At 69.2% G+C, this 26737-nt stretch carries 25 protein-coding genes; 6 read left to right on the plus strand and 19 right to left on the minus strand.

The features are described 5' to 3' along the window. Window positions 1-28 precede the first annotated feature (28 nt). On the minus strand, window positions 29-1501 hold the full coding sequence (gene gndA / locus CJEDD_RS06515; protein ID WP_042405830.1) for an NADP-dependent phosphogluconate dehydrogenase: 1473 nt from the start codon (window positions 1499-1501) through the stop codon (window positions 29-31). A gap of 42 nt (window positions 1502-1543) precedes the next feature. Here gndA and CJEDD_RS06520 point away from each other — a divergent pair, with 42 nt between their 5' ends. Continuing rightward, window positions 1544-1990: a PaaI family thioesterase gene (locus CJEDD_RS06520; protein ID WP_042405829.1), complete on the plus strand. Its 447-nt coding sequence runs from the start codon at window positions 1544-1546 to the stop codon at window positions 1988-1990. Between the two features lie 4 nt (window positions 1991-1994). Here the strand turns inward: CJEDD_RS06520 and CJEDD_RS06525 are convergent, their stop codons facing one another. Together CJEDD_RS06525 and CJEDD_RS06530 are read right to left on the minus strand one after the other, a co-directional pair. After that, on the minus strand, window positions 1995-3068 hold the full coding sequence (locus tag CJEDD_RS06525) for a magnesium and cobalt transport protein CorA (protein WP_042405828.1): 1074 nt from the start codon (window positions 3066-3068) through the stop codon (window positions 1995-1997). A 212-nt stretch (window positions 3069-3280) separates the two neighbouring features. After that, window positions 3281-4633: an NAD(P)/FAD-dependent oxidoreductase gene (locus CJEDD_RS06530; protein WP_042405826.1), complete on the minus strand. Its 1353-nt coding sequence runs from the start codon at window positions 4631-4633 to the stop codon at window positions 3281-3283. Window positions 4634-4766: 133 nt separating this feature from the next. On the opposite strand from CJEDD_RS06530, the gene CJEDD_RS06535 reads away from it, so the two are divergent. Then, window positions 4767-6089, plus strand: coding sequence for an SAM-dependent methyltransferase (locus CJEDD_RS06535; protein WP_042405823.1), 1323 nt, complete (start codon window positions 4767-4769; stop codon window positions 6087-6089). Window positions 6090-6218: 129 nt separating this feature from the next. Here CJEDD_RS06535 and CJEDD_RS06540 read toward each other — a convergent pair whose 3' ends face one another. Beyond that, on the minus strand, window positions 6219-6878 hold the full coding sequence (locus CJEDD_RS06540; RefSeq protein ID WP_232297675.1) for a YceI family protein: 660 nt from the start codon (window positions 6876-6878) through the stop codon (window positions 6219-6221). 97 nt (window positions 6879-6975) lie between these two features. Beyond that, window positions 6976-7320 (minus strand): hypothetical protein, encoded by a 345-nt coding sequence (locus CJEDD_RS06545; protein ID WP_042405852.1) that lies wholly within the window; start codon window positions 7318-7320, stop codon window positions 6976-6978. Window positions 7321-7447: 127 nt separating this feature from the next. On the opposite strand from CJEDD_RS06545, the gene CJEDD_RS06550 reads away from it, so the two are divergent. Continuing rightward, window positions 7448-7825, plus strand: a complete 378-nt coding sequence (locus CJEDD_RS06550; RefSeq protein ID WP_042405821.1) for an RNA polymerase-binding protein RbpA — start codon at window positions 7448-7450, stop codon at window positions 7823-7825. An 82-nt stretch (window positions 7826-7907) separates the two neighbouring features. Here the strand turns inward: CJEDD_RS06550 and CJEDD_RS06555 are convergent, their stop codons facing one another. From CJEDD_RS06555 to CJEDD_RS06575, 5 genes are read right to left on the minus strand one after another with little or no spacing between them, the layout of a single operon-like run. Further along, window positions 7908-8897 (minus strand): polyprenol monophosphomannose synthase, encoded by a 990-nt coding sequence (locus tag CJEDD_RS06555; RefSeq protein ID WP_042405820.1) that lies wholly within the window; start codon window positions 8895-8897, stop codon window positions 7908-7910. 30 nt (window positions 8898-8927) lie between these two features. Then, a complete protein-coding gene (lnt, locus tag CJEDD_RS06560) occupies window positions 8928-10484 on the minus strand; it encodes an apolipoprotein N-acyltransferase (RefSeq protein ID WP_042405818.1) in 1557 nt (518 codons plus the stop codon). Continuing rightward, window positions 10485-11009 (minus strand): FxsA family protein, encoded by a 525-nt coding sequence (locus CJEDD_RS06565; protein WP_042405816.1) that lies wholly within the window; start codon window positions 11007-11009, stop codon window positions 10485-10487. A 26-nt stretch (window positions 11010-11035) separates the two neighbouring features. After that, complete coding sequence (locus CJEDD_RS06570) at window positions 11036-11782, minus strand: SDR family NAD(P)-dependent oxidoreductase (protein WP_273657445.1); 747 nt, start codon at window positions 11780-11782, stop codon at window positions 11036-11038. After that, on the minus strand, window positions 11775-12881 hold the full coding sequence (locus CJEDD_RS06575) for a M24 family metallopeptidase (RefSeq protein WP_052333891.1): 1107 nt from the start codon (window positions 12879-12881) through the stop codon (window positions 11775-11777). The genes CJEDD_RS06570 and CJEDD_RS06575 overlap by 8 nt, the downstream gene beginning before the upstream one ends. 31 nt (window positions 12882-12912) lie before the next feature. On the opposite strand from CJEDD_RS06575, the gene CJEDD_RS06580 reads away from it, so the two are divergent. After that, window positions 12913-13491 carry a trypsin-like serine peptidase gene (locus CJEDD_RS06580; protein WP_273657447.1) on the plus strand — a complete coding sequence of 193 codons (579 nt, stop codon included), beginning with the start codon at window positions 12913-12915 and terminating at the stop codon, window positions 13489-13491. Window positions 13492-13517: 26 nt separating this feature from the next. Here the strand turns inward: CJEDD_RS06580 and CJEDD_RS06585 are convergent, their stop codons facing one another. From CJEDD_RS06585 to dop, 8 genes are read right to left on the minus strand one after another with little or no spacing between them, the layout of a single operon-like run. After that, complete coding sequence (locus tag CJEDD_RS06585; protein ID WP_042405760.1) at window positions 13518-16289, minus strand: DEAD/DEAH box helicase; 2772 nt, start codon at window positions 16287-16289, stop codon at window positions 13518-13520. A gap of 5 nt (window positions 16290-16294) precedes the next feature. Next, window positions 16295-17266, minus strand: coding sequence for a twin-arginine translocase subunit TatC (gene tatC / locus CJEDD_RS06590; RefSeq protein ID WP_081764487.1), 972 nt, complete (start codon window positions 17264-17266; stop codon window positions 16295-16297). Between the two features lie 54 nt (window positions 17267-17320). Further along, the gene (gene tatA, locus CJEDD_RS06595) at window positions 17321-17584 is read right to left on the minus strand and encodes a Sec-independent protein translocase subunit TatA (protein ID WP_042405758.1); all 264 of its coding nucleotides are present in this window, start codon (window positions 17582-17584) and stop codon (window positions 17321-17323) included. A gap of 33 nt (window positions 17585-17617) precedes the next feature. Continuing rightward, complete coding sequence (locus tag CJEDD_RS06600; RefSeq protein WP_042405757.1) at window positions 17618-18607, minus strand: helix-turn-helix transcriptional regulator; 990 nt, start codon at window positions 18605-18607, stop codon at window positions 17618-17620. Further along, window positions 18607-19533, minus strand: coding sequence for a helix-turn-helix transcriptional regulator (locus CJEDD_RS06605; RefSeq protein WP_052333730.1), 927 nt, complete (start codon window positions 19531-19533; stop codon window positions 18607-18609). Before CJEDD_RS06605 ends, CJEDD_RS06600 begins: the two co-directional genes overlap by 1 nt. Window positions 19534-19539: 6 nt before the next feature. Next, window positions 19540-20931: a Pup--protein ligase gene (gene pafA / locus CJEDD_RS06610; protein ID WP_042405755.1), complete on the minus strand. Its 1392-nt coding sequence runs from the start codon at window positions 20929-20931 to the stop codon at window positions 19540-19542. A gap of 4 nt (window positions 20932-20935) precedes the next feature. Beyond that, the gene (locus tag CJEDD_RS06615) at window positions 20936-21121 is read right to left on the minus strand and encodes a ubiquitin-like protein Pup (protein WP_042405752.1); all 186 of its coding nucleotides are present in this window, start codon (window positions 21119-21121) and stop codon (window positions 20936-20938) included. A gap of 10 nt (window positions 21122-21131) precedes the next feature. Continuing rightward, entirely contained in the window at window positions 21132-22631 is a 1500-nt protein-coding gene (dop, locus tag CJEDD_RS06620; RefSeq protein WP_042405749.1) for a depupylase/deamidase Dop, read from the minus strand. A 283-nt stretch (window positions 22632-22914) separates the two neighbouring features. Between dop and CJEDD_RS06625 the strand changes: the two genes are divergently transcribed. After that, entirely contained in the window at window positions 22915-24399 is a 1485-nt protein-coding gene (locus tag CJEDD_RS06625; protein WP_042405747.1) for a peptide MFS transporter, read from the plus strand. A 30-nt stretch (window positions 24400-24429) separates the two neighbouring features. Here the strand turns inward: CJEDD_RS06625 and pdxS are convergent, their stop codons facing one another. Beyond that, window positions 24430-25305, minus strand: coding sequence for a pyridoxal 5'-phosphate synthase lyase subunit PdxS (pdxS, locus tag CJEDD_RS06630; RefSeq protein WP_042405745.1), 876 nt, complete (start codon window positions 25303-25305; stop codon window positions 24430-24432). A 66-nt stretch (window positions 25306-25371) separates the two neighbouring features. Here pdxS and pdxR point away from each other — a divergent pair, with 66 nt between their 5' ends. Continuing rightward, window positions 25372-26730 carry a MocR-like pyridoxine biosynthesis transcription factor PdxR gene (pdxR, locus tag CJEDD_RS06635; protein WP_052333729.1) on the plus strand — a complete coding sequence of 453 codons (1359 nt, stop codon included), beginning with the start codon at window positions 25372-25374 and terminating at the stop codon, window positions 26728-26730. The last annotated feature ends 7 nt before the right edge of the window (window positions 26731-26737 follow it).

Consider the following 26737-nt stretch of genomic DNA (forward strand, 5'->3'; position numbering starts at 1 on the left):
GGCCAGTCTACGCGGTGGCACCCGCCCGCTAGTAGCTGAGTTCCTCGCGCTCGCCGGACCAGGTGGTGTGGAAGGTACCCTCCATGTCCACGCGGCGGTAGGTGTGCGCGCCGAAGAAGTCGCGCTGGCCCTGGATGAGCGCCGCCGGCAGGCGGTCCGCACGCAGCGAGTCGTAGTAGGACAGTGAGGACGCGAACACCGGCACCGGCAGGCCGAGCTGCGTAGCTACAACCACGACGCGGCGCCACGAATCCACCAGGCCCTTTTCCAGCTCGCCCTTGAAGTACGGGTCGAGCAGCAGCGACGGCAGCTCCGGGTCGCGCTCGTACGCCTCGGTGATGCGGTCGAGGAACTTCGCGCGGATGATGCAGCCGCCGCGCCAGATGCGCGCGAGATCACCCGGCTTGATGCCCCAGTCGTGCTCCTGCGAGCCCGCGTTGATCTCGTCGAAGCCCTGCGCGTACGCCACGAGCTTCGAGGCGTAGAGCGCGCGCCGCACATCCTCGACGAACGCCTGCGTATCGACGCCCAGGGACGCCAACGTCGACACCTCGCCCGCCGGCAGCCCGGCCTCGTGCGCCGCCTCGCGCTGGGCCAGCGCGGAAGACAATGCGCGGGCGAAGACGGCCTCGCCGATGCCGGTGGTGGGCACGCCGAGGTCGAGCGCCTCCTTCACCGTCCAGCGGCCCGTGCCTTTCTGCCCGGCGGCGTCGACGATGACGTCGATGAACGGCTGGCCGGTGCGGGCGTCGACCTGGCGCAGCACCTCGGCGGTGATCTCGATGAGGTAGGAGTCCAGGTCGCCCTTGTTCCATTCCGCGAAGATGTCGGCGATCTGGGCGGGCTCGAGCCCGGCCGCGTAGCGCAGCAGGTGGTAGGCCTCGCCGATGACCTGCATGTCGGCGTACTCGATGCCGTTGTGCACCATCTTCACAAAGTGGCCGGCGCCGTCCGGGCCGATGTGGGTCACGCACGGCACGCCGTCGACCTTCGCGGCGATGTCCTCGAGCAGCGGGCCGAGCGTCTCCCAGGACTCCGCCGGGCCGCCCGGCATGATCGACGGGCCGCGCAGCGCGCCCTCCTCGCCGCCGGAGATGCCTGCGCCGACGAAGTGGCGGCCTGTGGCGGCCACCTCGCGCTCGCGGCGGATGGTGTCGGTAAACAGCGAGTTGCCGCCGTCGATGATGATGTCGCCCTCGTCCATGGCGTCGACAAGCTGGGCGATGACGGCGTCGGTCGCGGGGCCAGCCTGGACCATGATCACGGCCTTGCGGGGGCGCTCGAGCGAGGCGACGAACTCCTCGATCGTCTCAGCCGGGATGAAGTCGCCCTCGGCGCCGAACTCCTCCATCACCGCGCGCGTCTTTTCCGGCGAGCGGTTGTAGATGGCCACGGTGTGGCCCTTCGAGGCGAAGTTGCGGGCGAGGTTCGAGCCCATCACCGCCATGCCGACGACGCCGATGTGTGCGAGGTGCTGCTGTGCAGAAGCGGGGGTAGTCATGGCTCGCAGTCTACGCGGGCCCAGCCCGTATCATCGGCGGGTATGGACCTCACCGACTGCAGGCTGTACGACGACATCATCGACCCGCCGCTGAGCGACGACGAGCTCGCGGCGATTAACGCCGCGAACGTCGACTTCGCGCAGGGGCTCGGGTTGCAGCTCACGTACTGTTCGGCCACCCGGCTCGAGGCGAGCCTGCTCGTCGAGGCGCGCCACCTCCAGCCGACAGGCGTCGTCAACGGGGGCGTCTATTGCGCGATAGGCGAGACCACCGCCTCCATCGCGGCCGTCGCCGCCACGGCCAAGCCCGCGGTCGGCATGAGCAACTACACCGACCTGCTCGCCGGGGTGCGCGAAGGGGAGACGATCCGGGCGGTGGCCGAGCCGGTGCACACCGGCAAGCGGACGCACCTGTGGCGCGTGGAGATGCGCGCCGGCGACCGCCTCGCCGCCGTGACCAACCTCAAGCTGATGATCCTGGACCGATGATGGCCTACAGCCAGTGGTTCTTGCGGAACCACCAGAACATCAGCGCCATCGCGGCGAGCATGACCACGAGGGCGAGGGGGTAGCCGAAGGACCACTTCAGCTCGGGCATCTCCTCGAAGTTCATGCCGTAGATGCCGGCGATGAGCGTCGGCACCGCGGCCATGCCGACGACGGCGGAGATCGTGCGCATGTCCGCGTTCTGCTGCATGGTCACCTTCGCCACCGAGGCGTCGAGCAGCGAGGTGAGCCGCTCGTCGAAGCCGGAGAGGCGGTCCGAGACGATGGTCGCGTTGTCCTGCACGTCCCGGAAGTAGGAGCGCAGCGCCTTGCGCAGCAGGTCCTTGTTGTTGGTCAGGCCGTTGCGCAGGGCGGGTGCGAGGGGGTCGATCGCGTGGCGCATCTCCAAGACCTCTCGCTTGTAGCTGTAGATCTTGTCGATGTTGATGGTGTGCCGCGGCGTGAACACCTCGTTTTCCAGTTCGTCGACGTCGTCCTCGAGGAAGTCCGTGACCTTGAGGTAGTTGTCCACCAGGTAGTCGGACACGGCCCACGCGACGGCGGTGGGGCCGAGGACTGCGAGGTCTTCCTCCTCCTCCAGCTTCGCCGTGAGGTCGGGCAGGTGCGCGTTGTGGCGGATGGTGATGGCGAATCGCTCGCCGACGATCATCTGCACCTCTCCGGTGGAAATGATCTCGCGGGCGTCCGCTACTTCCTCGTCGTCGCGGTAGGAAACCGAGCGCACGACCATGAACAGCTGCTCGTCGTTGCGCTCGATCTTCGGGCGCTGGTGCGCGTCCACGACGTCGTCGACCACGAGGTCCTCGACGTCGAAGATCTCCGCGATCTTCTCCATCTGCTCGTTCGTCGGCTCCTTGAGGCTGAGCCAGACGAAGGCGTTCTCGTAGCGCTCCACGACTTCGAGGGCGTGCGCCATGCGCACGTTTCCGGGCTGGCGCTTGCCGTCCACGAACACGCGGCAGAAGTCGATCTGTCTCTCCAGCGGCACGGGGATGGTCGGGCGCCTCGGGGGCTCAACCCTCTTCGGTCGTTGACCCGGCATTGGAATACGCGGTGGCATGGCTCAGCCCCCTTTCGTTCGTGCGAGGGGCCGGCACGCCGGAGCGCGGACCCCAATTGCGGCGGAGAGTGCGCACGCGGGGCGCGCTCGACAACCTAGGTGATATTACGCGCGCGGAGCCGGTTGTCTACCGGGGGTACGGCCGTCAAAGAAACCCCGCTGTGCAGCCGGCGTAAGCCGGTTGCATAGCGGGGGAGGGAAGCAGCGGCGGGCTACTTCGATTCGGCGGTCTGCGCGTCGACGGAGGTGCGGCCCTCGAGCTGCACGTCGGTGACGGCGAGGTTGTGGCGCGTGCGGGAGAACGCGTTGATGGTCCACTCGTTCGCCGCGACCAGGCGGTTGCGGGTGCCGGTGAGGAAGGAGAGGTGGACGCCGAGCCACATCAGCCAGCCGATGAAGCCGGAGATCTCAACCTTGCCCATCTTCACCACCGCGTTGAAGCGGTTGATGATGGCCATGGAGCCCTTGTCGAAGTAGTTGAACGGGTCGCGGCTCTCCGGAGTGACGTCGTGCTCGACTTGCTCCTTGATGGTCTTGCCCACGTACGCGCCGGACTGGATGGCCACCTGGGCCACGCCCGGCAGGCGGTCGCGGCTCATCATGTCGCCGACGATGAACACGTCGTGGTCGTCGCCCACGGTGAGGTCGGCGTTGACCGGGACCTTGCCGGAGCGCTCCGCCTCGACGCCGAGCTGATCCGCGATCTGCTTGCCCAGCGGGGAAGCGGCCACACCGGCGGACCAGATCTTGGTCGGGGTGTTAATCGTGTGCTCCTGCTCGGTCTTCATGTCCTTGTAGGTCACGGAGTCCGCGTCGACGTTGGTCACCATCGCGTTGAGGATGACGGTGACGCCGGCCTTCTCCAGCAGGCGCTGCGCCTTCTTGCCCAGGCGCTTGCCAAACGGCGGCAGCACCTGCGGAGCGCCGTCGAGCAGGTAGATCTTGGCCTGCTCGGTACTGAAGGAGTAGCGGCCGGAGGTGAACGCGCGGTGCGCCATCTCGGCGACCTGGCCGGCGAGCTCCACGCCGGTCGGGCCAGCGCCCACGATGACGAAGGTGAGCTCGCGGTCGCGCTCCTCCGGGGTCTCCGCCAGTTCCGCGCGCTCGAAGGCGGCGATGAGGCGGGCGCGGATCTCAAACGCGTGGTCGAGGGTCTTCAGGCCCGGGGCGAACTCGGCGAACTGGTCGTTGCCGAAGTAGGATTGGCCGGCGCCGGCCGCGACGACGAGCGAGTCGTAGCCGAACGTGGACTCCTTGCCGCCCTCGACGGAGGTGACGGTCTTCGCCTTGACGTCGACGGACTCGACGTTGCCGCGGACGATGCGAACGTTCTGCTGGCCCGCGAACATCTGGCGGATGTCGCCGGTGACCTCGCCGGACGACATCAGGCCGGTGGCCACCTGGTAGAGCAGCGGCGGGAACAGGTGGTGGTTGGTGTTGTTGATCAGCGTGATGTCGACGTCTGCGTCTGCGAGTTCCTTCGCAGCGTTGACGCCGCCGAAGCCGGCGCCGACGATAACGACGTGGTGGCGGCTACCTTCGGGGCGGTGCACCGTAGAGGCCATGTGAATTCTCTCCTCGTGGTCTTGGACGTGTAGTTGGAACGGGCTACATCCTACGCGTCTGTTCGGACACACTCAGCGCGGCCACCGCCGTGGCTCACCTGTGGGCGCGCGCCCGGGCGCTAGCATTCGGGGAATGGCCGAACCTTCTCCCGCGCACCTCTCGTCCGTCGATGCCGCCGCGTGGCCCGGCGTCGCCACGGTCCCGCAGCCCCGGGGTCTCGCCGGAGGCAGCCTGCACGTGAAGCGCGCCGAGGCAGGGTTTGCCCGCGCCTGCGCGAAGGCGGGACTCTCGCTCGACGGGCCCGAGCGCGACCTCACCGTCGAGCGCTCCGAGCTGTTCGCGCGCATCGCCGCGAGCGGCTGGGTGGGTCTCGCCGAGGGCTACATGGCGCGGGAGTGGGAGACAGGCTCATCGCAACAGCTTGTCGACGTCCTCACGGCCCTCATCCGCGCCGACTACCGCCCGCGCGCCCCGCGGGTGGTCGCGCAGAAGCGGGCCGAGGGCGGCGAACTGCCCCCGGATCTCGTGGCGCTCTTTTCGGGCGATGGGATGAGCGCCTTCCAGGGGCACTTTGCCACCGGCGTGGCCACCACCGAACGGCTGCGGGAGAAGTCGCACACCCCAGGCGCCGGCAAGGGCGGGGAACCTGCGCACCACTTCGTCGACGCGACGAGCATCGGCGCGCCGCTCGCCTCGGACCGCCCGGATTTGGGCGACGCCCAGCGCCGCAGCGCCGAGATGCTCTTGGCGGCGGTCGGCGTGGGGCCCGGGGCGCACGTGCTGGAGTACCCGTGCCAGGGCGGCGCGCTCGCGATGCAGGCGAACGCGGCGGGTGCCACGGTGGACGCCGCAGTGCGCGACGAGCTTAGCCGCCGGGCCGTGCTCGAGCGCTTCGTCGTCGGCGGCGTGGACGCATCCATCCGCCTCGACGTTGCGGCCGGTGGCGCTGCCGAGTTCGCGCGACAGCGGGCGGGCGTCTACGACGCCGTGGTGAGCATGGAGGTCCTCGAGGCGCTGCCCGTCGCGGGGCAGGTGCGCTACCTCGAGGCGGTCGACGTGCTGCTCGCGCCGGCGGGGCGGGCTGGGCTGCAGACCGTCGTGCGCACCGACGCGTTTTCGGCGACGGCTGATCGCGCCCTCGACTCGCTGCGCGCGTACGTCTGGCCGGGGCTGCATTACGCCGCGCCGGAGGAGCTCGCGCGGGCCGTGGACAGGTCAACGAACCTGCGCATCGTGGAGCGCACGAGCGCGCCGGAGCACCTTGGGGCGTCGCTGCGCCTACAGCGCATGGTGTTTGATTCGCACCTGCGCGAGGCGGCGGCCGACGGCTACGACGCGGTGTTCCGGCGGCTGTGGACGTGGCAGTTCGCGTTGCGCGAGGCGCTGGCGCGCCTGGGCATGATCGACGTGAGTCAAATGGTGCTGGCGCGGAGGAGCCGGAGGGGGCGTCGTTAAGCAAGCGCGCCGGACGCGGGGCGGTGGCCTAGCGCGGTAGTTTACATAATGTACATTATCGGACAACCTCCTGAGGTGGCGAACCACCGCCCGGTACACCGTTAAAACGTAACGTGACGGATTAAGCGGCTACCGCTTCTGCATGTTCACGCGGACGTTGACTTTGCCCTCTTCGTGAATTTTCGCGGCGACGAGCTCCGGCGTCTCCACGCCGTAGTCCAAGCGGTTGATCGGAATGTCCGCGGCGACGATGAGGCTCTTGCCGGAGCGCGCGACGTCGAACTGCTGCGAGATCTGCCGCGTCGTGCCGTGGATGGTGAGATCGCCGGTGAGCTCCACGGAGCCGACCGTGCCGTCGCCGGGCACGCCGGACACATCAGCCGGCTGCGTCACCTTGAACGTCGCCTCCGGGTACTGCGCGGTGTGCAGGATGCGCTGGCGCACGCTCTCGTCGCGCACGTCGCTGTCGGACGTGAGGTGGGTCATGTCGACGGTGATCTCGCCGGCCGTGAGCGTGCCGGACTCGATGGTCGCCCAGCCGGAGACCTCGTCTGTCGACGCGGACGTGCTGCGGCGCTCGCCCGGCAGCACCTCGTCGAAGGTGAAGCCAGCCGAGGTCGCGTTGCGTTCTGGGCGCCGCGAGACCTCCCAGTCGCCGTCGATGTCCGTGCCGGCGGCCGAGACGTGCCCGCGGTCGATGCCCTCCGTCTTCACGCCGTGACTGAACAACAGCGTACGCACCAGCGGCACCGCGGCGATCACCACCGCGATGACGATAAAGATGGACACTGCGACGATGAGCAGTGTGCGCTTGCGCGATTGTGCTTGTCGTTGCGTCTGGGATGCTGTGATGTCTCGAGCGGGTTCTCGGTCTTCCACGTGCGGCTTACCTCAACTTCTCTAATTGTTTGGCTAAGCCTACTAAATCGTCACACAGCGCCCCCAATTCTCGGGGCGACGCCCCCTCGGCGCTCGCGGTGCGCACGTCCTCAGCGGCGCAGCGCAGCGCGTAGAGCCTGTCGCGGATCTCCTCGACCCTGCTGCGGCTCAAAATCAGCGCGTCCTCGTCCACCGTGGTGCCTGCCAGCATGGTTCGCTGCTCGTAGGCCCGCTGCTTGCAGGACGCGCCGCAGTACTTACGCTTGCGGCCGCGGCCAGTGTTCACCGGGATCTCTTTGCCGCACCACGCACACGTCGGAGTCTCACCGCGTTGGGCGCGCTGGTTTTCCATCACAGTCACCCACTCTATTACACGTGTCCGGCCCGGTGCGTACCGGGGAACAATGCAATGGTGCGCGCCGTTATACTGGAGCGACTGTTGACGCACGGGTTTGACAACGAAAAGGATGGTGACAGTCATGGCGGATCGAGTGCTGCGCGGAAGCCGCATGGGCGCGGTGAGCTACGAGACGGACCGCGACCACGACCTCGCGCCGCGCCGGATGGCGAAGTACCGCACCCCCAACGGTGAGGTGTTCGAGGTGCCGTTCGCCGACGAGGCTGAGATTCCTGAAGAGTGGATGTGCAAGAACGGCCAGGTTGGCACGTTGATGGAGGGCGAAGGCGTCGAGTCGAAGCCCGCGAAGCCGCCGCGGACCCACTGGGACATGCTGCGCGAGCGCCGCTCCATCGAGGAGCTCGACGTGCTGCTCGAGGAGCGCCTGGAGCAGCTGCGCAAGCGCCGCCGCACCGCGGCCCGCATTGCGAAGGAGCAGCAGCAGGCCAACGAGAGCTAGCCACCCGCAGCTCCCCCAGCAACAACGACGACGCGCCCGCGCCACCCCCCCTCGGTGGCGGCGGGCGCTTTCGCGTACGCCGCTATTTCTTCGAGTCGAGCCCCAGGGCGTGCAGCGCCTGGCGGATCGTCTCCGCGCCGAGGTTGATCGCGTCGTTGGTGCGACGGGCGGCGCGGGTGCGCAGCGAGCCGAGCTGCAGGCCCTCGACCTCGTGCTTCACCACGGGCACGAACTCGCTGATCGCGTTGACCACCTGCTCGGGCGCGCCCTCGATACGCTTGCCCAGGCCGGAGAGCTTCGACTGCTCGGCGGCGTGGACGATCTGGCGGCCGGTCTCGGTGGACAGGTCCTTCACAACGGTCGCCTTGTCCTGCACGCCCCACTTCGTCACCTCGGCGAGCGAGGCGGCGGCGAAGCTCGCGTCGAGCTTGGACTCGCCGAGCTTGCGGTCCTCGAACGTGACGGGCACCTCGCGCACGTCGAAGCCGAGCTGCTCCGCCTTGTGCGCGACTTCCACCTGGAAGATGTAGCCCTTGCCGGACAGCGCATCGAAGTCGAGCGCCTCGAGTGTCTCGCGCTTGAAGGCGCGGTAGCCGGCGGTCATGTCTTTCACGTCGCCGCCGAGCGCGAGCGCGATGTACTCGTTGCCCAGCTTGGACAGCAGGTAGCGGTTCTTCGGCCAGTTCTTCACCTCGCCGCCGTCGATGTAGCGCGACCCGATGACCAGGTCGGCGCCGTCGTCGATCGCGCCGAGCAGGCGGCCGAGCTCCTCGGGCGCGTGCGAGCCGTCGGCGTCCATCTGCACGAACACCTGGTAGTCGCGCTCGAGGCCCCAGCGGAAGCCGTCGCGGTACGCGGCGAGCAGGCCCTCCTTGCCAGCGCGGTGCAGGACGTTGACCTCGTCGTGCTCGGCGGCCAGCTCGTCGGCCTTCGCGCCCGTGCCGTCCGGCGAGTTGTCATCGACGACGAGGACGTCAACGCCGTCCTGCGCGGCCAGCACGCGGCCGACGATGAGCGGGAGGTTCTCCACCTCGTTGTAGGTCGGGATGATCACCAGGGTGTCGTTGGCCACGGTGCTGTGTCTCCTCGGGGGTAGTGCTGCTTACTCAGTTCCCTCAGGAGCATACCCCCGCGCGCGCCGGCGCGATGCGACGGTCGCGGCGGCCATGAGCGCTGCGCCGAGGGCGACCAGCATCCATTCCAGCACCCCGCCGAAGCGCACGGCCGGCGTCTCGTCGTCGCGAAGCGGCAGCGTGTCCACGAGGTGTGCCGGCGTGAAGATCTTGGTCTGCTGGGACACCGAGCCGTCGGGCCGTACGATCGCCGACACGCCCGACGTGGCGGCCACGACCACCGCGCGGTCGTTCTCGATGGCGCGCATCCGGCTCATCGCGAGTTGCTGGTAGGTCATATCCGTGAACCCGAACGTGGCGTTATTTGTCGGCGTGGCCAGGATCTGCGCCCCGTTGCGCACGGCCCGCCGGTACGCGTCGTCCTCGGCGACCTCGTAGCACGTTGCCACGCCGACGGGGATGTTACCCATCCGCACCACGCCGTCGCCGTCGCCGGGCTTGAAGTCCCCCGCCAGGTCGACGAGGTCCGAGAACTTCCGGAAGAAGCTGCGCATGGGCATGTACTCGCCAAACGGCTGCAGGTAGCGCTTGTAGTGGTAGTCCCCCGCCCCCGTCTTCGGGTCGAAGACGACCATCGTGTTGCGCGCGCCAACGTCGTCGCGCGTGAGGGTGCCAACGAGCAGTGGCGTATCGACGGCGCGCAGCGCCACACCCACGAGCGACGCCGCCTCCGTGTCCGCGAACGGGTTGACGTCGGAGGCGTTTTCCGGCCAGACCACCATGTCGAGGTGCGTGCCGGACGCACGGACGTCCTCGGCGAGGCGCAGCGTCTCGTTGACGTGGTTCGAGAGCACGGCGCGGCGCTGCGCGTTGAAGTCGAGGCCCATGCGTGGCACGTTGCCCTGCACGGCGGCCACCGTCGCCTCCCCCACGGTCGATCCGTCCCGGTCGACGCCGAGCCCCGCCGCGGCGCCGAGGGCCAGCGGGACGATGACGGCGAGGGCGCCGGCTGGGCGCGTGCGCGCGTCGATAAGCGATGCGAGTCCGGTACCCACGAGCACCGCGGCGAGGGTGACCAGCGCGGGGCCGCCCCACGCGGCGAGCGCGGCGAGCGGGCCGTCGATCTGGCCCCACGCGAGGCGCACCCAGCTAAAACCGCCGAACGGCACCGAGGAGCGGACGAACTCGACTGCGAGGTACACCGGCGCGAACGCGGCGAAGCCGTAGCACCACCGCGCGACGAGCACCCCGAACGCGCCTGTGGCCAGGGCGTAGACGGCCATGGACACCGCGAGCGCGACGTACGGCATCGCGCCGACGAACTCGCCGACCCACGGCAGCAGGAAGAGGTAGCAAAACAGCCCGTGGGTGAACCCGACGAGCGCCCCGAACCGCACGGAGGGCCGCTCCTGCGCCTCGCCAGCCATCCCGACGCGCGCCGTCACCGCCCGTGGCCACGGCACGAGGGTGAGCCAAAACAGCGCGATGCCGGCGAGGGCGGACCACCAGAAGCCGTGCGGCTCGTAGGACAGGTAGACCAGCCAGCCGGAAATCGCGGCGAGGCCGAGACGCAGGAAAGCTGGCACCTAGCGCTCTCCCCCGCCGTCCATCCGGTACCACTGTTCGAGCTCCTCGGCGTCGATGACCTCGTGACGCTCTGCGCTCGTCGAGCCCGCGCCGCCGGCGGGGCGGGCCGGGTCCGCGAAGCTGCCGTAGGAGGTGGTCTGCTGCCCGAGCGGCGTCGCCGCGTACACGGCGGCGCCGAGGTCTTCCACCCGGGCGCGCACGCGCGAGGTCATGGTGCGGCGCACGATAGCGCGCGTCGGGGCGAACACGAGCGGCAGGCCGAGCAGCGAGGTGACAAAGCCCGGCACGACGCTGAGCGCCCAGCCGGCGATGAGCAGCGCGGAATCCCCCGCCAGCTGCCCGACGCTCGTACGTCCGTCCACGGCGTCGAACAGGGCCTTGCGCAGCTCGTTCGTGGAAATCGCCCCGCCGAGGATCATGAGCAGGATGGCCGCGAGCAGCGCCCAGCCCACCCCGATGAGCTTGGCCACGAGGAAGAAGGCCAGCGCTTCGACGACAACGTAGGCGAGAAAGAAAATCGGCATGGCACGAGGGTACCCGGGCACGCCCGCTATCTCGGCATCCGCCGCCAGATTGGGCGCGGCACGATCCGCATGACCGCCGCGAGTGCGGCGAGGCGGCGCGGGATCCACACCGTCGCGCTTCTCCCCTTGCCCGCGGCGGCGACAACGGCGTCCGCGACCACGTCCGGCGTCACCGACATCACCGCCGGCTTCATCCCCTCCGTCATGGACCCGATGACGAAACCGGGGCGGGCGAGGATGAGGTGCAGCGACGTGCCGTGGAGCCGGTCCATGAGCCCCTGGCAGAACGCGTCGAGGCCGGCCTTCGTCGAGCCGTAGACGTAGTTCGCGCGCCGCGGCCGCCACCCGGCGATGGAGGAAAACGCGTAGATCTCGCCGCGCTCCATCTCGTCCGCGAGGACGGTGAGCATGGAGACCTGCGCGAGGTAGTCGACGGCAGCGATACGCGCCGCCTCACGCTCGTCGCGCTCCGCGAGCGCCTGGTCGCCGAGGATGCCGAACGCGACGATCGCCGTGGTCACCTCGCCCGCCTCGCGCACGACGCGGCGGTGCGACTCCAGATCAGTCGCGTCAAAGTCCACCGCGCGCACGCCCGCGGCCCCGGCGTCGAGCAGCCGCTTCTCGACGTCCCCCAGGCCCGCCCCGCCCCTGGCCGCGAGCACGACCTCCCGGCCGGCGCACACGCGGGCAGTCACCTCGCCGCCGATGTCGCTGCGCGCGCCGAGGAGCAGGACAGTACCAGGGCGCGCCGCCGCTGCGGCCGCGCTACGCACGCGCCTCTCCCAGCCCGTGGCCCGTGGTGTTGAGGTGCTCGACGCCGCCCTCGGTGAGCACGACGATGTCCTCGATGCGCGCGCCCCATTTGCCCGGCACGTAGATGCCCGGCTCGATGGAAAACGCCATGCCTTCGCGCAGGACGGTGTCGCTGCCGGCGATGATGAACGGCTGCTCGTGGCCGGCTAGGCCGATGCCGTGGCCGAGGCGGTGCGTGAAGCACTCGCCGTAGCCGGCCTCCGCGATGACGTCGCGCGCCGCGGCGTCGAGCTCGCCTGCCGTGATGCCCGGCCGCGCCGCAGCGCACGCGGCGTCGAAGGCACGCTCGAGCACGGCGTACGCCTCGCGGAACTCGGCCGGGGCGGCGTCGGCGCCGCCGACGACGTGGGTGCGCGTGCAGTCGGACTGGTAGCCCGAGGCGAGCGCGCCGCCGAGGTCCACCACGACCGGGTCGCCCGCCGCGAGGACGCGGTCGGAGAAGTCGTGGTGCGGGTTGGCGCCGTTCGGGCCGGAGCCGACGATGACGAATTCGACGCGTTCGTGCTCCTCGAGGATTATCGCCTCGAGCTGCGCCGCCACCTCGCGCTCGGTGGTCCCAGGCACGAGGAGCGCGGCCGCGCGCTCGTGCACCCGGTCGATCGCCGCGCCCGCCGCGGCGAGCTGCTCGACCTCGAGCGGGTCTTTCACCATGAACAGCTCCGCCACCGCGTCGGAGGCGAGGACGGTGTCCGCCACGCGCGCCTGGAGCGCGAATACGTGGTCCGCCGTGAGCGACGAGCCCAGCCCCACCTCGCCCCCGCCGAGCACCTCGGCGACGAGCTCGTACGGGTCTTCGCCGTCGCGCCAGCCGACCACCTCGACGTCGTCCGCGCCGCCGAGCCCGAGCGAGCCGATGTCCGTCAGCGGGGCGACCACCCGCAGCCCGTCCGGCGCGACCACGAGCGCGGTGAGGCGCTCGTGCGAGGAAGCGAACGATCCGGTGAGGAAGGCGAACTCCGCGCCGGTGCCGATCACCAGCCCGCCCATCGCCCGGTCGTTCACCAGCTCGACGGCGCTGGCCCGCCGCGCCCGGTACACGCTTGCATCAAAGACACTCATGCGGCCATGCTAGAGCGCTACCATGAGCCGCGTGCCTTCCGCCCTGCCCCGATCGATCGCGCGCCTCACCGCCTCGGGGGCCGGGTACTGCTCGGGGGTGCTCATCGCCCCCGACATCGTGGCCACGTGCGCCCACTTCTTCCGCCCGGGACGCTCGCAGGTGCAGGTGCGTATCGACGGCCTCACGGTCCCCTCCGCCTCCACCCAGGTCCTCGCCGGCACCGACATCGCCCTCGTGCGGCTCGCGCGTCGCGTCGCGGCCCAGCCCTTGCCGCTCGGTCCCTCCCCGCGGCCGCTGAGCCGCACGGTCACGTTCGGTTTCGGCGCCCGCGCCGCCGCGCCCGCCGCGCGCCCGGGCGTGTTCCTCGGCGAACTGCCGGTGTCGTACTCGTGCACCTTCGCCACGCGCGTGCGCCCCGCGGGCTTCGTCTACGCCGACCCGCCCGCCGTCAAGGGCGATTCCGGGGGCCCGGTGCTCGTCGGCGGGCGCGTCATCGGGCTGCAGTCGCTCATCCTCAACCCCGGCGGGCGCAACCTGCGCCTGTCCACCGTCGCGCTGTGGCCGGCGGGGCCGAACGGGCCCGCCGACGCACTGCACCAATTGGGATAGTGCCAATTGGGATAGCGCCGGCTGGGCTAGTTGCCGATGGCCACCACGCCGCGGCGGATCGCGTCCACCGCCCGGTTGGCGTTGTCCCGGATCTGCTCGGAGTAGCCGGTCTTCTTGATCTGCTCGAGCAGGTCGATCACCTGCCGGCACCAGCGCACGAAGTCGCCCGGGGTGAGCTCTGCGCCGGATTCCGCCGCCGCGGCGAGCGCGTAGCCGAGCGGCGCGCCCGCGGTCCACTGGTGGACGGAGAGGCTAAAGCCCGGGTCGGGCAGACGCGTGGCGGGCAGGCGATGGCGCTGCTCGTCGGACACGAGCTCGTTGTATACGCGCATCGTCTCGTTCATCGCGTCCGCCATCGCGTCGGTGGCGGCTTCCGGCGAGCCCCCGGTGGCGCGCCGGTTCTCGAAGACCACCATCGAGGCCACCCCCGCGAGCTCCGCCGGGTCGAGCCCGTCCCAGATGCCGCGCTTGAGGCACTGCGCGACGAGCAGGTCCGACACGCTGTGGATGCGCGACAGGCGCTCGCCCTCGTCGGTCACCTGCGGTTCGCCGCCGACAATCTCGACGTAGTCCATCTCCGCGAGCAGCCCGATGATGCGCTCGAAGGTGCGTCCCAACGAGTCCGTCGAGTCGTCGATGCGGCGCTCCACCGCGGCGAGCCGGCGCTCCTCGCGCACGATCTCCTCCGCGGTGCGGGCGAGTAGCTCGCGCTCGTGGGCCGGCCAGGCGTGCACGGGGTGGTTGCGGATCGCCTCGCGCAACGCGGTGACCTGCTTGTTCGGCCGCACCCGCGCCTCCTCGCGCAGGCGCTTCGGCGCGTTGAAGTGGCCGCGGTGCAGCATGTCGGCGACCTTGCGGGCGTGCTTGCGCGGCTGGTCCTGCATGTGGCGCGGAACCTTGATGCGCCCCACCACGACGGGCGGGTTGCGGAACGAGGCGGCGTCGATGCGGCCGGACCAGCCGCGCTCGGTAGTCACCCACGGCCGGGGGTCGTTCGGCTTGCCCGCCGCCTGGACCACGGCGGCGAGTTCGGGCGAGCGCTTGCCGGGCAGGGCGATGACCTCGCCGACCTGGAGGCGGCCGAGCACGCGCACCGTCTCGGTCTGTCGGCTGTCCAGCGCGTCGCGCCGCGCCTTCTTCTCCGCGTCGCTGAGGTCCCGGCGCAGCTGCGAGTACTCGACGAGCTCGGCCGCGGGGTCGTCCGACGGCGGGGCGAAGCGCGCGATGTCGCGTTCGAGGGCGGCGCGCAGCTCACGCACCTTCGCCTGGAGCCGCTCGATGTCGCGCACCTCGCCGACCACGGAGCGGTCGGTTTGGAACTGGGCGAAGGACTGCTCGATGAGGCGGATCGAATCCTCGTAGCCGTTCATGGCCAGCATGTTGATGGCCATGTTGTAGCCGGGCTGGAACTGGGAGATGAGCGGGTACGTGCGTGTCGACGCGAGCCCGGCCACCTCGTGCGGGTCCATCGCCGGCGCCCACTGCACGACTGCGTTGCCGATGTGGTCGATGCCGCGGCGTCCAGCGCGCCCGGTGAGCTGCGTGTACTGGCCGGGCGTAAGGTCTACGTGGGCCTCGCCGTTGAACTTCACCAGCTTCTCCAGCACGACGGTGCGCGCCGGCATATTGATGCCCAGCGCGAGCGTCTCGGTGGCGAAGACGACCTTGACTAGGCCGCGGACGAACAGCTGCTCGACGATGTGCTTGAACGCGGGCAGCAGGCCGGCGTGGTGGGCCGCGAAGCCACGCATCCAGGCGGTGCGCAGCTGGCGGAAGTTGAGCACCTCGAGGTCTTCGTCGGGGATGCCGGTCACGCCTTCGTCGATAAGCGTTGCGATGAGCTCCCGCTCCTCCGGCGTGGTCAGCTCCTTGCGCGAGCGCAGGCACTGGAACAGGGCGCCGTCGCAGCCGGCGCGGGAGAAGATGAAGACGATCGCTGGGAGCATGTCCTGGCCCTGCAGCACGGAAACGGTCTCCGGCCGGCCGACCGGGCGGACCTTGTCCTGGCCGCGGGTGCGGCCGCTGCGCCCGCCGCGCGAGCGGGAGCGAAAGCCTCGGCCCTCCTCGAAGTCGCGGCGGCCCTCATCGGAGGAGCCGGCCTCGACGCGCTCAATGGCGTGCTCGAGTGCGTGGTTGACGCGCCCGTCAGACCCCGGCTCGAACAGCGGGAGCATCTTGCGCCCGACCATCATGTACTGGCTCAGCGGCACCGGGCGGTGCTCGGAGACGATGACCTCGGTGTCGCCGCGTACCGCCGCGAGCCACTCGCCGAACTCCTCCGAGTTGGACACGGTCGCAGACAGGCCGATGACGCTCACCGAGTCGTCGAGGTTGAGGATGATCTCCTCCCACACCGCGCCGCGCTCGCGGTCCGCGAGGTAGTGGATCTCGTCCATGACCACGTGCGTGAGCCGGTCGAGCTGGGGCGACTCCGCGTAGAGCATGTTGCGCAGGACCTCGGTGGTCATCACCACGATCTCCGCCGAGCCGTTGATGCTGGTATCGCCGGTGAGCAGCCCCACCGCGTCCGCGCCGTGCTCGGCGACGAGGTCGTGGTACTTCTGGTTGCTCAGCGCCTTAATCGGCGTGGTGTAGAAGCACTTCGTCCCCCGCCGCAGCGCGAGCGCCACCGCGAACTCCCCGACGATCGTCTTGCCCGATCCGGTCGGCGCGCAGACGAGTACCCCCCGATCCTCCTCGACCGCAGCGCAGGCGCGGAGCTGGAAGTCGTCGAGCTCGAACGGCTTCGCGTTCGCGAATTCGCTCAGGAAGGTCGTTGAGTTCTCGGGGGAAAGCATGCCCCCTAGAGTACGTCGCCGAAATCGGCCCCGCCCTCGAAGCCTTGTTTCGGCGCGCGTTGCGTATCCGCGCCTCCCGGCCGCCGCGCGGGCGCCGAGCGAATCGGGGCGGGCGCCTCGATGGGCTCCGCTGTGATGCGCCCCGCCGTACCGATCGGCGCCGGCGCCTCGATCGGCCCGGAGGCTTCCTCGTCGTCGAGGTCCATCCACGCGGGGCGTTCCTCGTTGCGCTTCCGGTCGTGGACGCGACAGAACTGGAACGCCGCCTCGACGAGCACGCAGATGGACAGGGCGAGCGCGACCATCGAGAACGGATCCTGCCCCGGCGTCATCACCGCGGCGAAGATGAAGATGAGCACGATGATGCCGCGCCGCTTGTCCTTGACGTGCTCGTAGCGCAGCACGCCGACGAGGTTGAGCATGACGATGACGAGCGGCACCTCGAAGCTCACGCCGAAGATGACGATGAGGGCGATGAGGAAGCTGTAGTACTCCCCGCCGGTCAGCGCCGCGACCTGGACCTCCGAGCCCATGGACATAAGCACGTAGAGTCCCTTATCCAGCACGAAGTACGCGAGCAGCGCGCCGGCGACGAAGAGCACGACGGCGAGCGTGACAAAGGTGAGGGTGTAGCGGCGCTCGTTCTTGTGCAGGCCGGGGGTGATGAACTTCCAGATCTCCGTGAGCCACACCGGCGACGCGAGCACCACGCCCGCGAGCGCACCCACCTTGAGGCGCAGCATGAACATCTCAAACGGGCTCGTGGCCAGCAGCCGGCACTCCCCTTCGCCGGTGAAGTCCGCGCGCAGGTCACTCGGCAAGTTGCAGTACGGCCCCCTGATGATCTCCCCGAGCGACATGATGTGCGGCGGCGCGCTCTGGTACCAGATGAAGCCGATGACGGTGCCGACGGTGACGGCGACAAGCGACACGATGATGCGCTGGCGGAGCTCCTGGAGGTGCTCCACCAGCGTCATCTCGCCGGTCGGGTTCTTCGGCCTCTTCTTTTTCGTGCGTGCCATCAGGCGGGTCTAGCGCGGCTGGTTCTCCGGGCGCTCCCAGAAGTCGGCGTCCTGCGCGGCGCTGCGGGTCTCCTGCGCGGTCGCGGACTCGATCTGGTGCTGCTGGGGGGCCGCCGGCTGCTCGTCGTCGTTGCGCATCTCCTTGACCTCGGACTTGAAGATGCGCGCGGAGCGGCCCATCGAGCGCGCGAGGTCCGGGAGCTTGTTCGCGCCGAACAGTAGCAGCACGACGAAGAGGATGATGAGGAGTTCCGTCCAACCGAGGTTCGGCATGGCATTCCTTTCAACAACGGACGTTAAGGCTTATCAGTGTAACGCCTCGATCGCCCGCCTCGCGCGCGCCACCACCTCCGCGGCCAACTCCTCCGGTTCGACGATGCGCACCCGGTCCGCCTGCCCGAGGCAGAACCTCACCAGCCAATCCTCGCTGCCGTAGCGCATTGTGGCGGGGATCCACGCAGCGGATTCGCGGCCGCCGTCCACGTCGTCGGCGCCCCCGTCCCCGGAAGTTCGTGCGGGTTCGAGCTCGATTTCCCAGTAGTCCGCCAGCCACGTCGCGTCCGGGTGGATGAGCAGCCGCGCCTGGGCCCGCCCGGCCATGCCAAACGGGTCGGCGGGGTCGAACGCCGGGCCGGCGGCGCCGGTGTTGGGCTCGGCGGGGCCCGAAGGAGCGTCGAGAAGCAACGCGTCCTTGATCCGGTCGAGCCGGAACGTCTTCATCTCCCCCGCCTCGGCGGCGCGCAGGTAGGTGTTGCCGGACTCGTGGAAGAGGTTCGCCGGGGCGATGCGGCGGCGCGTGGTGGCGTCGGAGGACGCCGAGTAGTACGTCACCTCGAGCGGGCGGCGCTGCGCGAGCGCGTCGGCGATAGTGACCGCGATGCCGGCCTCCGTGGGATGTTCCGCGTCGCTCACGCCGCGCGAGTTCGCCACCGCCCGGATTTTCGCGGCGGCCGAGCGCACCGCGCTGGCGTCGACGAGGCCGGGCATCGTCTCGAGGGAATCGAGTAGGACGAGCAGCGCGCTCGCCTCCGCGGGGGCGAGGCGCAGCGGCGTGGTCATCCCCTGGTCGTCGACAATGTGCACGCCCTTCCAGGAGTACTCGAGGTCGATCATCTCCCCCGGCCCGGTGCCCACGCCGGAGAGGAACAGCAGGTTGAAGTCGTCGCGCACCTGCATCGGGTCCGCGCCGAGGTCCCGGGCGATCTCGAGCGGCGTGAGCCCGGGGTGGTTCGACGCGTAGGCCAGCAGGTTGAGCAGGCGCACCACCCGCTCCTGGCGCTGGAGTTCGTTGCCCATCACTCGCCCCTTTCCGCGGCAGCGCGCAGTAGCTTGACGACGTCGTCCCGCACCCCATCCGGCTCCACCGAGACCACGTTGCCGGCAAGCGCCGCAATCGCGCGCACCGCCCAGTCGCGATCCACCCCGGTAAGGGTGATGGTCTCCCCGTCGCGGGTGCCGCGCGCCGCGAGCTCGTCGCCGACGCCGACGGTGACCCGCACGGTGGCGTCGACCGTCTCGCCGCGCAGCGACTCCTCCACGATCTGCTGCAGCGGGCGCGTCGGCTCGTGGAACGCGTCCGCGTGCTTTACCTTCTTCACCCGCGAGATCTTCTTCACCCGGAACACGCGCTCCGCGCCGCGGTCGATGTCGTAGCCGACGAAGTAAGCCCGGTTGTTCAGCGACACCACGCCCCACGGGTCCACCTCGCGCCGCTCCGGCTCCTTACCGGGGGCGCGCACGAAGTCGAAGGACATGCGTTGCTTCGCCTCCGCGCAGGCGACGATGTCGCGCAGCGTCTCGGGGCGCAGCTGGAAGATGTCGTTGGACACCGACGACAGTGCGGTCGATTCGTTCCCGCGGGTGGCGCCGGAGGCGGCGAGCTTTGTCCACCCCGAGCGGGCGAACTCGCCGAGCGAGCCCGGCTTGCTCAGGTCGGCGGCGAGCCCGACGACGGACGCCTCCTCCGGGGTGAGGTCGACGGGCGGCAACTCGTAGAGGTCCTTGTTCACCCAGACCTCACCGTCGACGTAGCGGGCGGGGACGCCGAGGCGGCGCAGATCGCGCACGTCGCGGTCGAGGAGGTGGGCGGCCGCGTCCCGGGTGCGACCGCCGTAGCCATCGACATGCGCCTGCACCCAAGCCACGTCGCGCTTGCCCGGCGAGGCGAGCAACGCGAAGGTGAGCCCAACTTGGCGCACGACCATGTCGTTGTCGTTGGCCACGGCGTACTACTCCTCCGCCGGCTGCTGGCGAACCCAGTCGATGAGCTCCGCCGCGGCGGGGTCGGTGGCGGCGAACGGGTCGAGCAGCTCGACCGTGCGCGGCTCTAAACGGTTGACCTTGAGGTTCACCCAGTCGACATTATGCGCAAGACCGCGCTCGCGCACGGCGTCCAGGAATTCTCCGCGGATCGCCGCGCGGGTGGTCTCCGGCGGGGCCGCGACGGCGCGCTCGATGTCCGCGTCCGTGATCCAGCGCTTCGCCAGGCCCTTGCGCTGCAGCAGGTAGAACAGGCCGCGGTCCGGGTCGATGTCGTGGTAGGTGAGGTCCACCTGCGCGAGCTTCGGGTGGCCCCACCCGCAGCCGAGCTTGTCTTTCACCTGCTCCAGCAACCTGCGCTTGATCACCCAGTCGATCTCCTGGTCCACGCCCGAGAAGTCCTGGGTCTCAATCGCGTCGAGCACCCTGCCCCACAGCTCGACGACCCGGGCCATCTCCTCGTTCGGCGTGCCCTCGTCGGGGCGCACGGCGAGCCAGCGCGTCGCTGCCTCGAGCGTGCGGCGCTGCACCTCCAGCGCGGTAACGGTTCCGCCGGCGGAGAGGTCGAGCGCCGTGCTGCCCGCCGGGTCGGCGGCAATGTCCCGGATGTGCGAGATCGGGTCGGAAAGCTCCATGTCCGGCAGGTCGAAGCCGGCCTCGAGCATCTCGATGACCAGCAGCATCGAGCCGACCTTCAGCGCGAACGTCGGCTCGGACATGTTCGAGTCGCCCACAATGACGTGCATGCGGCGGAACCGGTGCGAGTCCCCGTGCGGCTCGTCGCGGGTGTTGATAATCGGGCGCGTGCGCGTCGTCGCCGACGAGACGCCCTCCCACACCTGGTCGGCGCGCTGGGAGATGAGGAAGCGGCCGCCGGCGATCTTGCCTGCGCCACAGATGAGCTGGCGGGTGATGAGGAACGGCAGGAACTGCTGACCGAACGACTTCAGCGCCAGCTCGCGGCTGACCAGGTAGTTCTCGTGGGTCCCGTAGGAGTTGCCGCGCGAGTCGACGTTGTTCTTGAACAGGTACGTCGCGCCGCCGACGCCGTCGGCGCGCAGCGCCTCGTCCGCGGTCTTGGCCAACCCGACGAAGATGCGCTCGCCCGCCTTGTCGTGCGCGAGCAGCTGCGAGAGCGAGTCGCACTCCGCGGTGGCGTACTCGGGGTGCGAGCCGACGTCGAGGTAGAGCCGGGCTGCGTTACCGACGTAGACGTTCGAGCTGCGGTGCGCGGCCACCACGGGGCGGAACAGGTAGCGGGCGATTTCCTCGGGCGCGAGCACCTGGCGCGCGCCGTCGTACGCGGCGATGCCGAACTCCGTTTCCACGCCCATGATGCGGCGCGGGTACCCGGTGGCCATGCGCCTACTGCCCGCCCTTTTGCACGAAGGACTTCACGAACTCCTCGGCGTTCGAGTCGAGCAGCGCGTCGATCTCGTCGAGCAAGTCCTCCGTGCCGCTGGTGTTGATCTGGGCCTGGCCCGCGTCGAAGTCGTCCCCGCCCTCGTCGCGGTTGCCGCCGCCGGCGGCGTGTGTCTGTTGCGTAGCCATACGTCAAACCCTACAACTTGGCGATGAGCCCCAGGCCCGAAAGCAGCTCGCGGGCCGAGCCGGAGCGCTCGATGAGCTCGCCGACGTCCGCCTTCGTGTGCTCGCCGACCATGTCCAGCGGCACCCGGTAGAGCTCGCCGTCCACGGTGAACAGCATCGACTGCCAGTTTGAGGCCGTGAGGTCCGCGCCGAACTTCTCCCCCGCCACGCCGCGGAAGTACGCGCGCGTGTCCTCCGGCGGGTGCGCCGCGGCGTGCGCGATCGTGTCGGCGCCGACCAGCGTGCGCATCGCCCCCTTGCGCACGAGCGCGTGGTAGAGCGAGCTCGCCGTGTCGATGTCCGCGTAATGCAGGTCGAGTGCCTGCAGCTTGGCCTGGCTCGCGCCGCGCTCCTCGAAGCGCCGCACGAGCGCCCACTTCGCCGTCCAGTCGAGCCGGTCGGCCGTGGACAGCGGGTCGCGCTCGAGGTCGTCGAGGATCTCGCCCCATGTCTCGAGCACTTGCGTATCGACGTCGCTTCGCGCCCGGCACCGCTTCCGGTATTCACGGAGGAGGTTCACGGCGGTGAGCCTTCGGCCGTCGTCAAGCAAGAGCTCGTGGGCGAGCGAGGGGTCGTGGCTGACTGCCTTGATTTCCTCGACCGGGTTGGCCAGGCGCAGGTCGGCGAAGTCGACGTCGTCCTCGATCGCGTCGAGGACGAGCGAGGTCATGCCGAGCTTGAGGAAGGTGGAGGTCTGGCTCATGTTGGCGTCGCCGACGATGACGTGGAGGCGGCGGAACTCCTCCTCCGGCGCGTGCGGCTCGTCTCGGGTGTTCACGATGCCGCGGTTGAGCGTCGTCTCCAGCGAGACCTCCTGCTCGAAGTAGTCCGCGCGCTGCGAGATCTGGAAGCCGGGGCGCTCCGAGGCCTGGCCGATGCCGACGCGGCCCGCGCCAATGATGACCTGGCGGGTGACAAAGAACGGGATGAGCGCGGCGGTGAGGCGCTCGAAGTTGGTGTGGCGCGAGTACTGGTAGTTCTCGTGGCTGCCGTAGGAGCGGCCCTTACCGTCGACGTTGTTCTTGTAGAACTTCAGCGGCGGGCACGGGTCGTGCTTGGCCAGCACGGAGACCTGCTGGTCCCATAGGCTGCGGATGTCCGCGGCGGCGTCGTTCAAGATGATGTCGCCGGCGGCGTCGTAGACCATCGCGTCGAAGGCGTTCGAGCACTCCGGGCTGGAGTACTCCGGGTGGCCGTGGTCCACGTAGTAGCGCGCCCCGTTGGCGACGACGACATTGGCGACCCCGATCGCGTTCGCGTCGACGACGGGCACGCTGCGGTAGCGCTGCAGGTCGAAGCCGCGGGTGTCCTTCAGGGGCGCCTCCTCCGCGTAATCCCAGCGCGTGCGGGCCTGGGTGCGCAGCGCCGCGTAGGCCACCACCGCGTGCGTCGACGTCACCAGCGGGCTGATCTGCGGGTTGTCGGGGCAGGTGATGCCGTATTCGGTCTCGGTTCCCAAGTAGCGCGTCATGGGAACTGAGCCTAGTTCGCGCGCATCTACTCGACACTTTGCCCAGGTTTGGCTCGACACTTCGCCCAGGTTTGGCTCGACACTTTGCCCAGGTTTGGCTCGACACTTCGCCCAGGTTTGGACGAGTCAATACGGCGACCCCCGTCGGTCTCCTCCTCGTTGCGCCAACTGGAACGATCGCGGAGGTCGGCGAACGGTAATGGGTTGTCCCCATTGGCCTCCTCGGCCCCTAGGCGGACGGCCGTCTTGGGAATCCATACGCGCCGACGTATTTTATTGATCCATGAGCACCCAAATCCAGCCCGGGCCGGCGCAAGCGGGCACCGAGCGCAAATTCTTCGGCCAACCCTGGGGCCTGGCCAACCTCTTCGGCATCGAGCTGTGGGAGCGCTTCAGCTTCTACGGTATGCAGGCCCTCCTGGCGTTCTACATGTACTACGCCACCACGGACGGCGGCTTGGGCATCGACCAGTCGACGGCCCTGAGCCTCGTCGGCGCCTACGGCGGCTTCGTCTTCATGATGGCGCTCGTCGCCTCTTTCGTGGGTGACCGCCTCCTCGGCGCGGAGCGCACCCTGTACTACTCCGCGATCCTGGTGATGATCGGCCACATCTGCCTCGCCCTCATCCCGGGCGCGACCGGCCTCGCCCTCGGCCTCGTCTGCGTGGGCATCGGCTCCGGTGGCGTGAAGACGTCCTCCCAGGTGGTCCTCGGCGACCTCTACACGCGCGAGGATCCGCGCCGCGACGCTGGCTTCTCCATCTTCTACATGGCCGTCAACATCGGTGGCCTGCTCGGCCCGATGGTCACCGGCGCGGTGTGGGGCAAAGCCGGCTTCCACTGGGGCTTCGGCCTCGCCGCCATCGGCATGGCGCTGGGCCTGATCCAGTACACGCTCATGCGCAAGTCCTCCATCGGTGAGGCGGGCTCCGAGATCCCCAACCCGCTGCCGCGCTCGGACTGGGCGAAGTGGGGCATCGGCGCGGCCGTCGTCGTCGCCGCGTTCGTCATCGCGCTGACCACCGGCGTGCTCCCGCTCGACTCCCTGTCCTGGGTCGTCTTCACCATCGCCCTGATCGCCACCGTCGTGCTGCTGCGCGAGATGTTCCGCTCCGACGAGGTCACCGCGCACGAGAAATCGCGCCTGACCGGCTACATCCCCCTGCTCGTCGGGTCGGTGGCCTTCTTCGCCATCTTCCAGTCTCAGTTCACCGTCGTGGCGGTCTACTCGGACCAGCGCGCCGACCTCCACCTGTTCGGCTGGGAGTTCACCCCGGCGCAGGTGCAGTCGTTCAACCCGCTGTTCATCATCCTGTTCTCCCCCGTCTTCGCCACGCTGTGGACGAAGTTGGGTGACCGGCAGTGGGCCTCGGCGACGAAGTTCGGCGTGGCCAACATCGTCATCGGCCTGTCACTGTTCCTCTTCCTGCCCTACGTGGGCAAGGGGCCACAGTCGACGCCGCTGTGGGTGCTTGTGCTGATCCTCTTCCTGTTCACCGTCGGCGAGCTGCTGCTCTCCCCCGTCGGCAACTCCCTGGCCACCAAGGTGGCGCCGGAGGCATTCAAGTCCCGCCTCTTCGCGGTGTGGCTCATGTCGATATCCATGGGCACCGCACTTTCCGGCGTGCTCGGCTCGCTCTATGACCCTAACGACGCGACCGCCGAGCGCGCGTTCTTCCTCACGCTCTCGGCGATCACGATCGTGCTCGGCGCAGTGCTGATGGGCATCAGCCGCTGGGTCGTGCGCAAGTTCGGCGACGTGCGCTAACCGCGGCACCGGCGCCGCCGAACAGGCGGCCTACCAGCCGCGCTCGGCCATGCGGTGCGGCGCCGGCAGCTCCTCGACGTTGATGCCCACCATGGCCTCACCAAGGCCGCGCGACGCCTCCGTCACTACGGCGATGTCGGTCCAGTTGCGCACCGAGGTCACGATCGCCTTGGCGCGGGCCGCGGGGTTGCCGGACTTGAAAATGCCGGAGCCGACGAAGACGCCGTCCGCGCCGAGGTGCATCATGAGGGCCGCGTCCGCAGGCGTCGATACGCCGCCCGCGACGAGCAGCGGCACCGGCAGCGTGCCGTGTTCCGCGACCCAGGAAACCAGGTCGTACGGCGCCTGCAGCTCCTTCGCCGCGACGTAGAGTTCGTCGCGGTTGCCGTCCCAGATCGCCTGCAGCGCGGAAATCTCGCCGAGGATCTTGCGGATGTGCTTCGTTGCCTCGGAGACGTCGCCGGTGCCGGCCTCGCCCTTCGAGCGGATCATGGCCGCGCCCTCGTTGACGCGGCGCAGCGCCTCTCCGAGGTTGGTCGCGCCGCACACGAACGGCACATCGAAGGCGCGCTTGTCGATGTGGTTTTCGTAGTCCGCGGGGCTCAAGACCTCGGACTCGTCGATGTAGTCGATGCCGAGGTGCTCGAGGATCTTCGCCTCGTAGGTGTGGCCGATGCGGGCCTTGGCCATGACCGGGATATCGACGGCGTCGATGATGCCCTGGATGAGGTCCGGGTCGCTCATGCGGGCCACGCCGCCCTGGGCGCGGATGTCCGCCGGCACGCGCTCGAGCGCCATGACGGCCGCCGCGCCGGCGTCCTCGGCAATCTTCGCTTGCTCGGGGGTGACCACGTCCATGATCACGCCGCCGATGAATTTCTCGTTGAGTTCCTGTACGTCAGACATACCGCTCAGTCTGCCCCAGCAACTGGTAGATTCCAAGTGCCAGTATCGTTTACATTCTTTGGACCAGTGAAGCCGTCAATTCCCGCCCAGATCGCCGCCGACGTTCGTATTGCCGTTGCAAACGGCCGACTTAGGCCGGGTGACGAAGTGCCCTCCACACGCGCCCTTGCCACCCAGCTGGGAGTTTCCCGCGGCAGTGTCGTCGCCGCCTATGAGCAGCTCGCCAGCGAGGGTTACCTCCTGACCTCCCAAGGTGCGCCAACACGTATCCACCCGGAGCTCACCGTCGCTTCCGCCGATGCCCCCGAGCCCGCTAAGGAATTCGCCCCGAGTACACCGCAGGCGACAATCTCGCTCAAACCCTCACCTGGTTCAGCGGGCATTATCCGGCCCGCCGCCTGGCGCAAGGCGTGGCGCGAAGCCGCCGGCGACCCGGTAAACGCCAACGGCCGGGGCATGGACAAAGCCGGCGAACCCGAGCTGCGCCAGGCAATCGCTGACCACCTCCGGCTCTCCCGCGGCATGACGGTCAACCCGCAGCAAATCCTGGTCACCGGCGGCTCCCGCGAAGGCCTCATGCTCATCCTCTTGGCCCTCGGCCCGCGGCTGCGGGTAGGTGTGGAAGACCCCGGCCACCCGGGCCTTCGGCGGGTGATTCCGCTCGGCGGCCATGAGGCGGTGGCGTGCGGGACGGATGGCGCGGGGATCGTCGTGAAGCAGTTGCCCGGTGACCTCGACGCTCTGCTGGTCACGCCGTCGCACCTCTTTCCGCTCGGCGGGTCGATGCCCGCCCCGCGCCTCGCTGAGCTGTTGGAGTGGGCGTCGCGCTCGGACACCGTACTCATCGAGGACGATTTCAACACCGAGCTGCGTTACCGGATCTCTCCGCAGCCCACTCTGACCTCGCTCGCCCCCGCGGCCGACGTGGTCACACTCGGCACGTTTTCGACGCTGCTCTCCCGCGAGCTCGCGGCAGGCTACGTCGTGGCCTCTCCCACCACCGCGGACAGGCTACGTGAGGTTCGCGCAGTGCTTGGCGTCCCAGTTTCCGCAGTGACCCAACGCGCCATCGCATCGCTTCTCGACGGCGGGGTTGTCCGCCGCAATACCCAATCCGTCCACAGGGAACTTGCCCGTCGCCGGACGGTCCTAAGCGAGCGGGTCATTCCCGCGCTGGAACAAGCGAACGCGGAGGCGCAACTCGCGCCCGGGGACGGTGCCGATGTGACGGTCCACTTCCCCGCAGGGGATCAGCGAGACGCGTTCGTAGCATCACTCCAGGCACAAGGCGTCGAGTGTGGCCGCGAGTCTGCCTTATGGACAGGCGGGGGCGACGGGCTCGTACTGAGTTTCGCGCACCTTGGCGACACTGACTTCACCCGCGCCGTGGACGCGGTACTTCGACATGTCGCTACCCTGGGCTAGATCCGAA

Origin of the sequence: Corynebacterium jeddahense (assembly GCF_028609865.1) — a bacterium.
GTDB classification, from domain to species: Bacteria; Actinomycetota; Actinomycetes; order Mycobacteriales; family Mycobacteriaceae; genus Corynebacterium; species Corynebacterium jeddahense.

Coding starts and splice junctions, on each gene's coding strand:
- gndA (WP_042405830.1), bottom strand. CDS start 1,501: ATGACTACCCCCGCTTCTGCACAGCAGCACCTCGCACACATCGGCGTC.
- CJEDD_RS06520 (WP_042405829.1), top strand. CDS start 1,544: ATGGACCTCACCGACTGCAGGCTGTACGACGACATCATCGACCCGCCG.
- CJEDD_RS06525 (WP_042405828.1), bottom strand. CDS start 3,068: ATGCCACCGCGTATTCCAATGCCGGGTCAACGACCGAAGAGGGTTGAG.
- CJEDD_RS06530 (WP_042405826.1), bottom strand. CDS start 4,633: ATGGCCTCTACGGTGCACCGCCCCGAAGGTAGCCGCCACCACGTCGTT.
- CJEDD_RS06535 (WP_042405823.1), top strand. CDS start 4,767: ATGGCCGAACCTTCTCCCGCGCACCTCTCGTCCGTCGATGCCGCCGCG.
- CJEDD_RS06545 (WP_042405852.1), bottom strand. CDS start 7,320: ATGGAAAACCAGCGCGCCCAACGCGGTGAGACTCCGACGTGTGCGTGG.
- CJEDD_RS06550 (WP_042405821.1), top strand. CDS start 7,448: ATGGCGGATCGAGTGCTGCGCGGAAGCCGCATGGGCGCGGTGAGCTAC.
- CJEDD_RS06565 (WP_042405816.1), bottom strand. CDS start 11,009: ATGCCGATTTTCTTTCTCGCCTACGTTGTCGTCGAAGCGCTGGCCTTC.
- CJEDD_RS06575 (WP_052333891.1), bottom strand. CDS start 12,881: ATGAGTGTCTTTGATGCAAGCGTGTACCGGGCGCGGCGGGCCAGCGCC.
- CJEDD_RS06585 (WP_042405760.1), bottom strand. CDS start 16,289: ATGCTTTCCCCCGAGAACTCAACGACCTTCCTGAGCGAATTCGCGAAC.
- tatC (WP_081764487.1), bottom strand. CDS start 17,266: ATGACGCTGGTGGAGCACCTCCAGGAGCTCCGCCAGCGCATCATCGTG.
- tatA (WP_042405758.1), bottom strand. CDS start 17,584: ATGCCGAACCTCGGTTGGACGGAACTCCTCATCATCCTCTTCGTCGTG.
- CJEDD_RS06600 (WP_042405757.1), bottom strand. CDS start 18,607: ATGGGCAACGAACTCCAGCGCCAGGAGCGGGTGGTGCGCCTGCTCAAC.
- pafA (WP_042405755.1), bottom strand. CDS start 20,931: ATGGCCACCGGGTACCCGCGCCGCATCATGGGCGTGGAAACGGAGTTC.
- CJEDD_RS06615 (WP_042405752.1), bottom strand. CDS start 21,121: ATGGCTACGCAACAGACACACGCCGCCGGCGGCGGCAACCGCGACGAG.
- dop (WP_042405749.1), bottom strand. CDS start 22,631: ATGACGCGCTACTTGGGAACCGAGACCGAATACGGCATCACCTGCCCC.
- CJEDD_RS06625 (WP_042405747.1), top strand. CDS start 22,915: ATGAGCACCCAAATCCAGCCCGGGCCGGCGCAAGCGGGCACCGAGCGC.
- pdxS (WP_042405745.1), bottom strand. CDS start 25,305: ATGTCTGACGTACAGGAACTCAACGAGAAATTCATCGGCGGCGTGATC.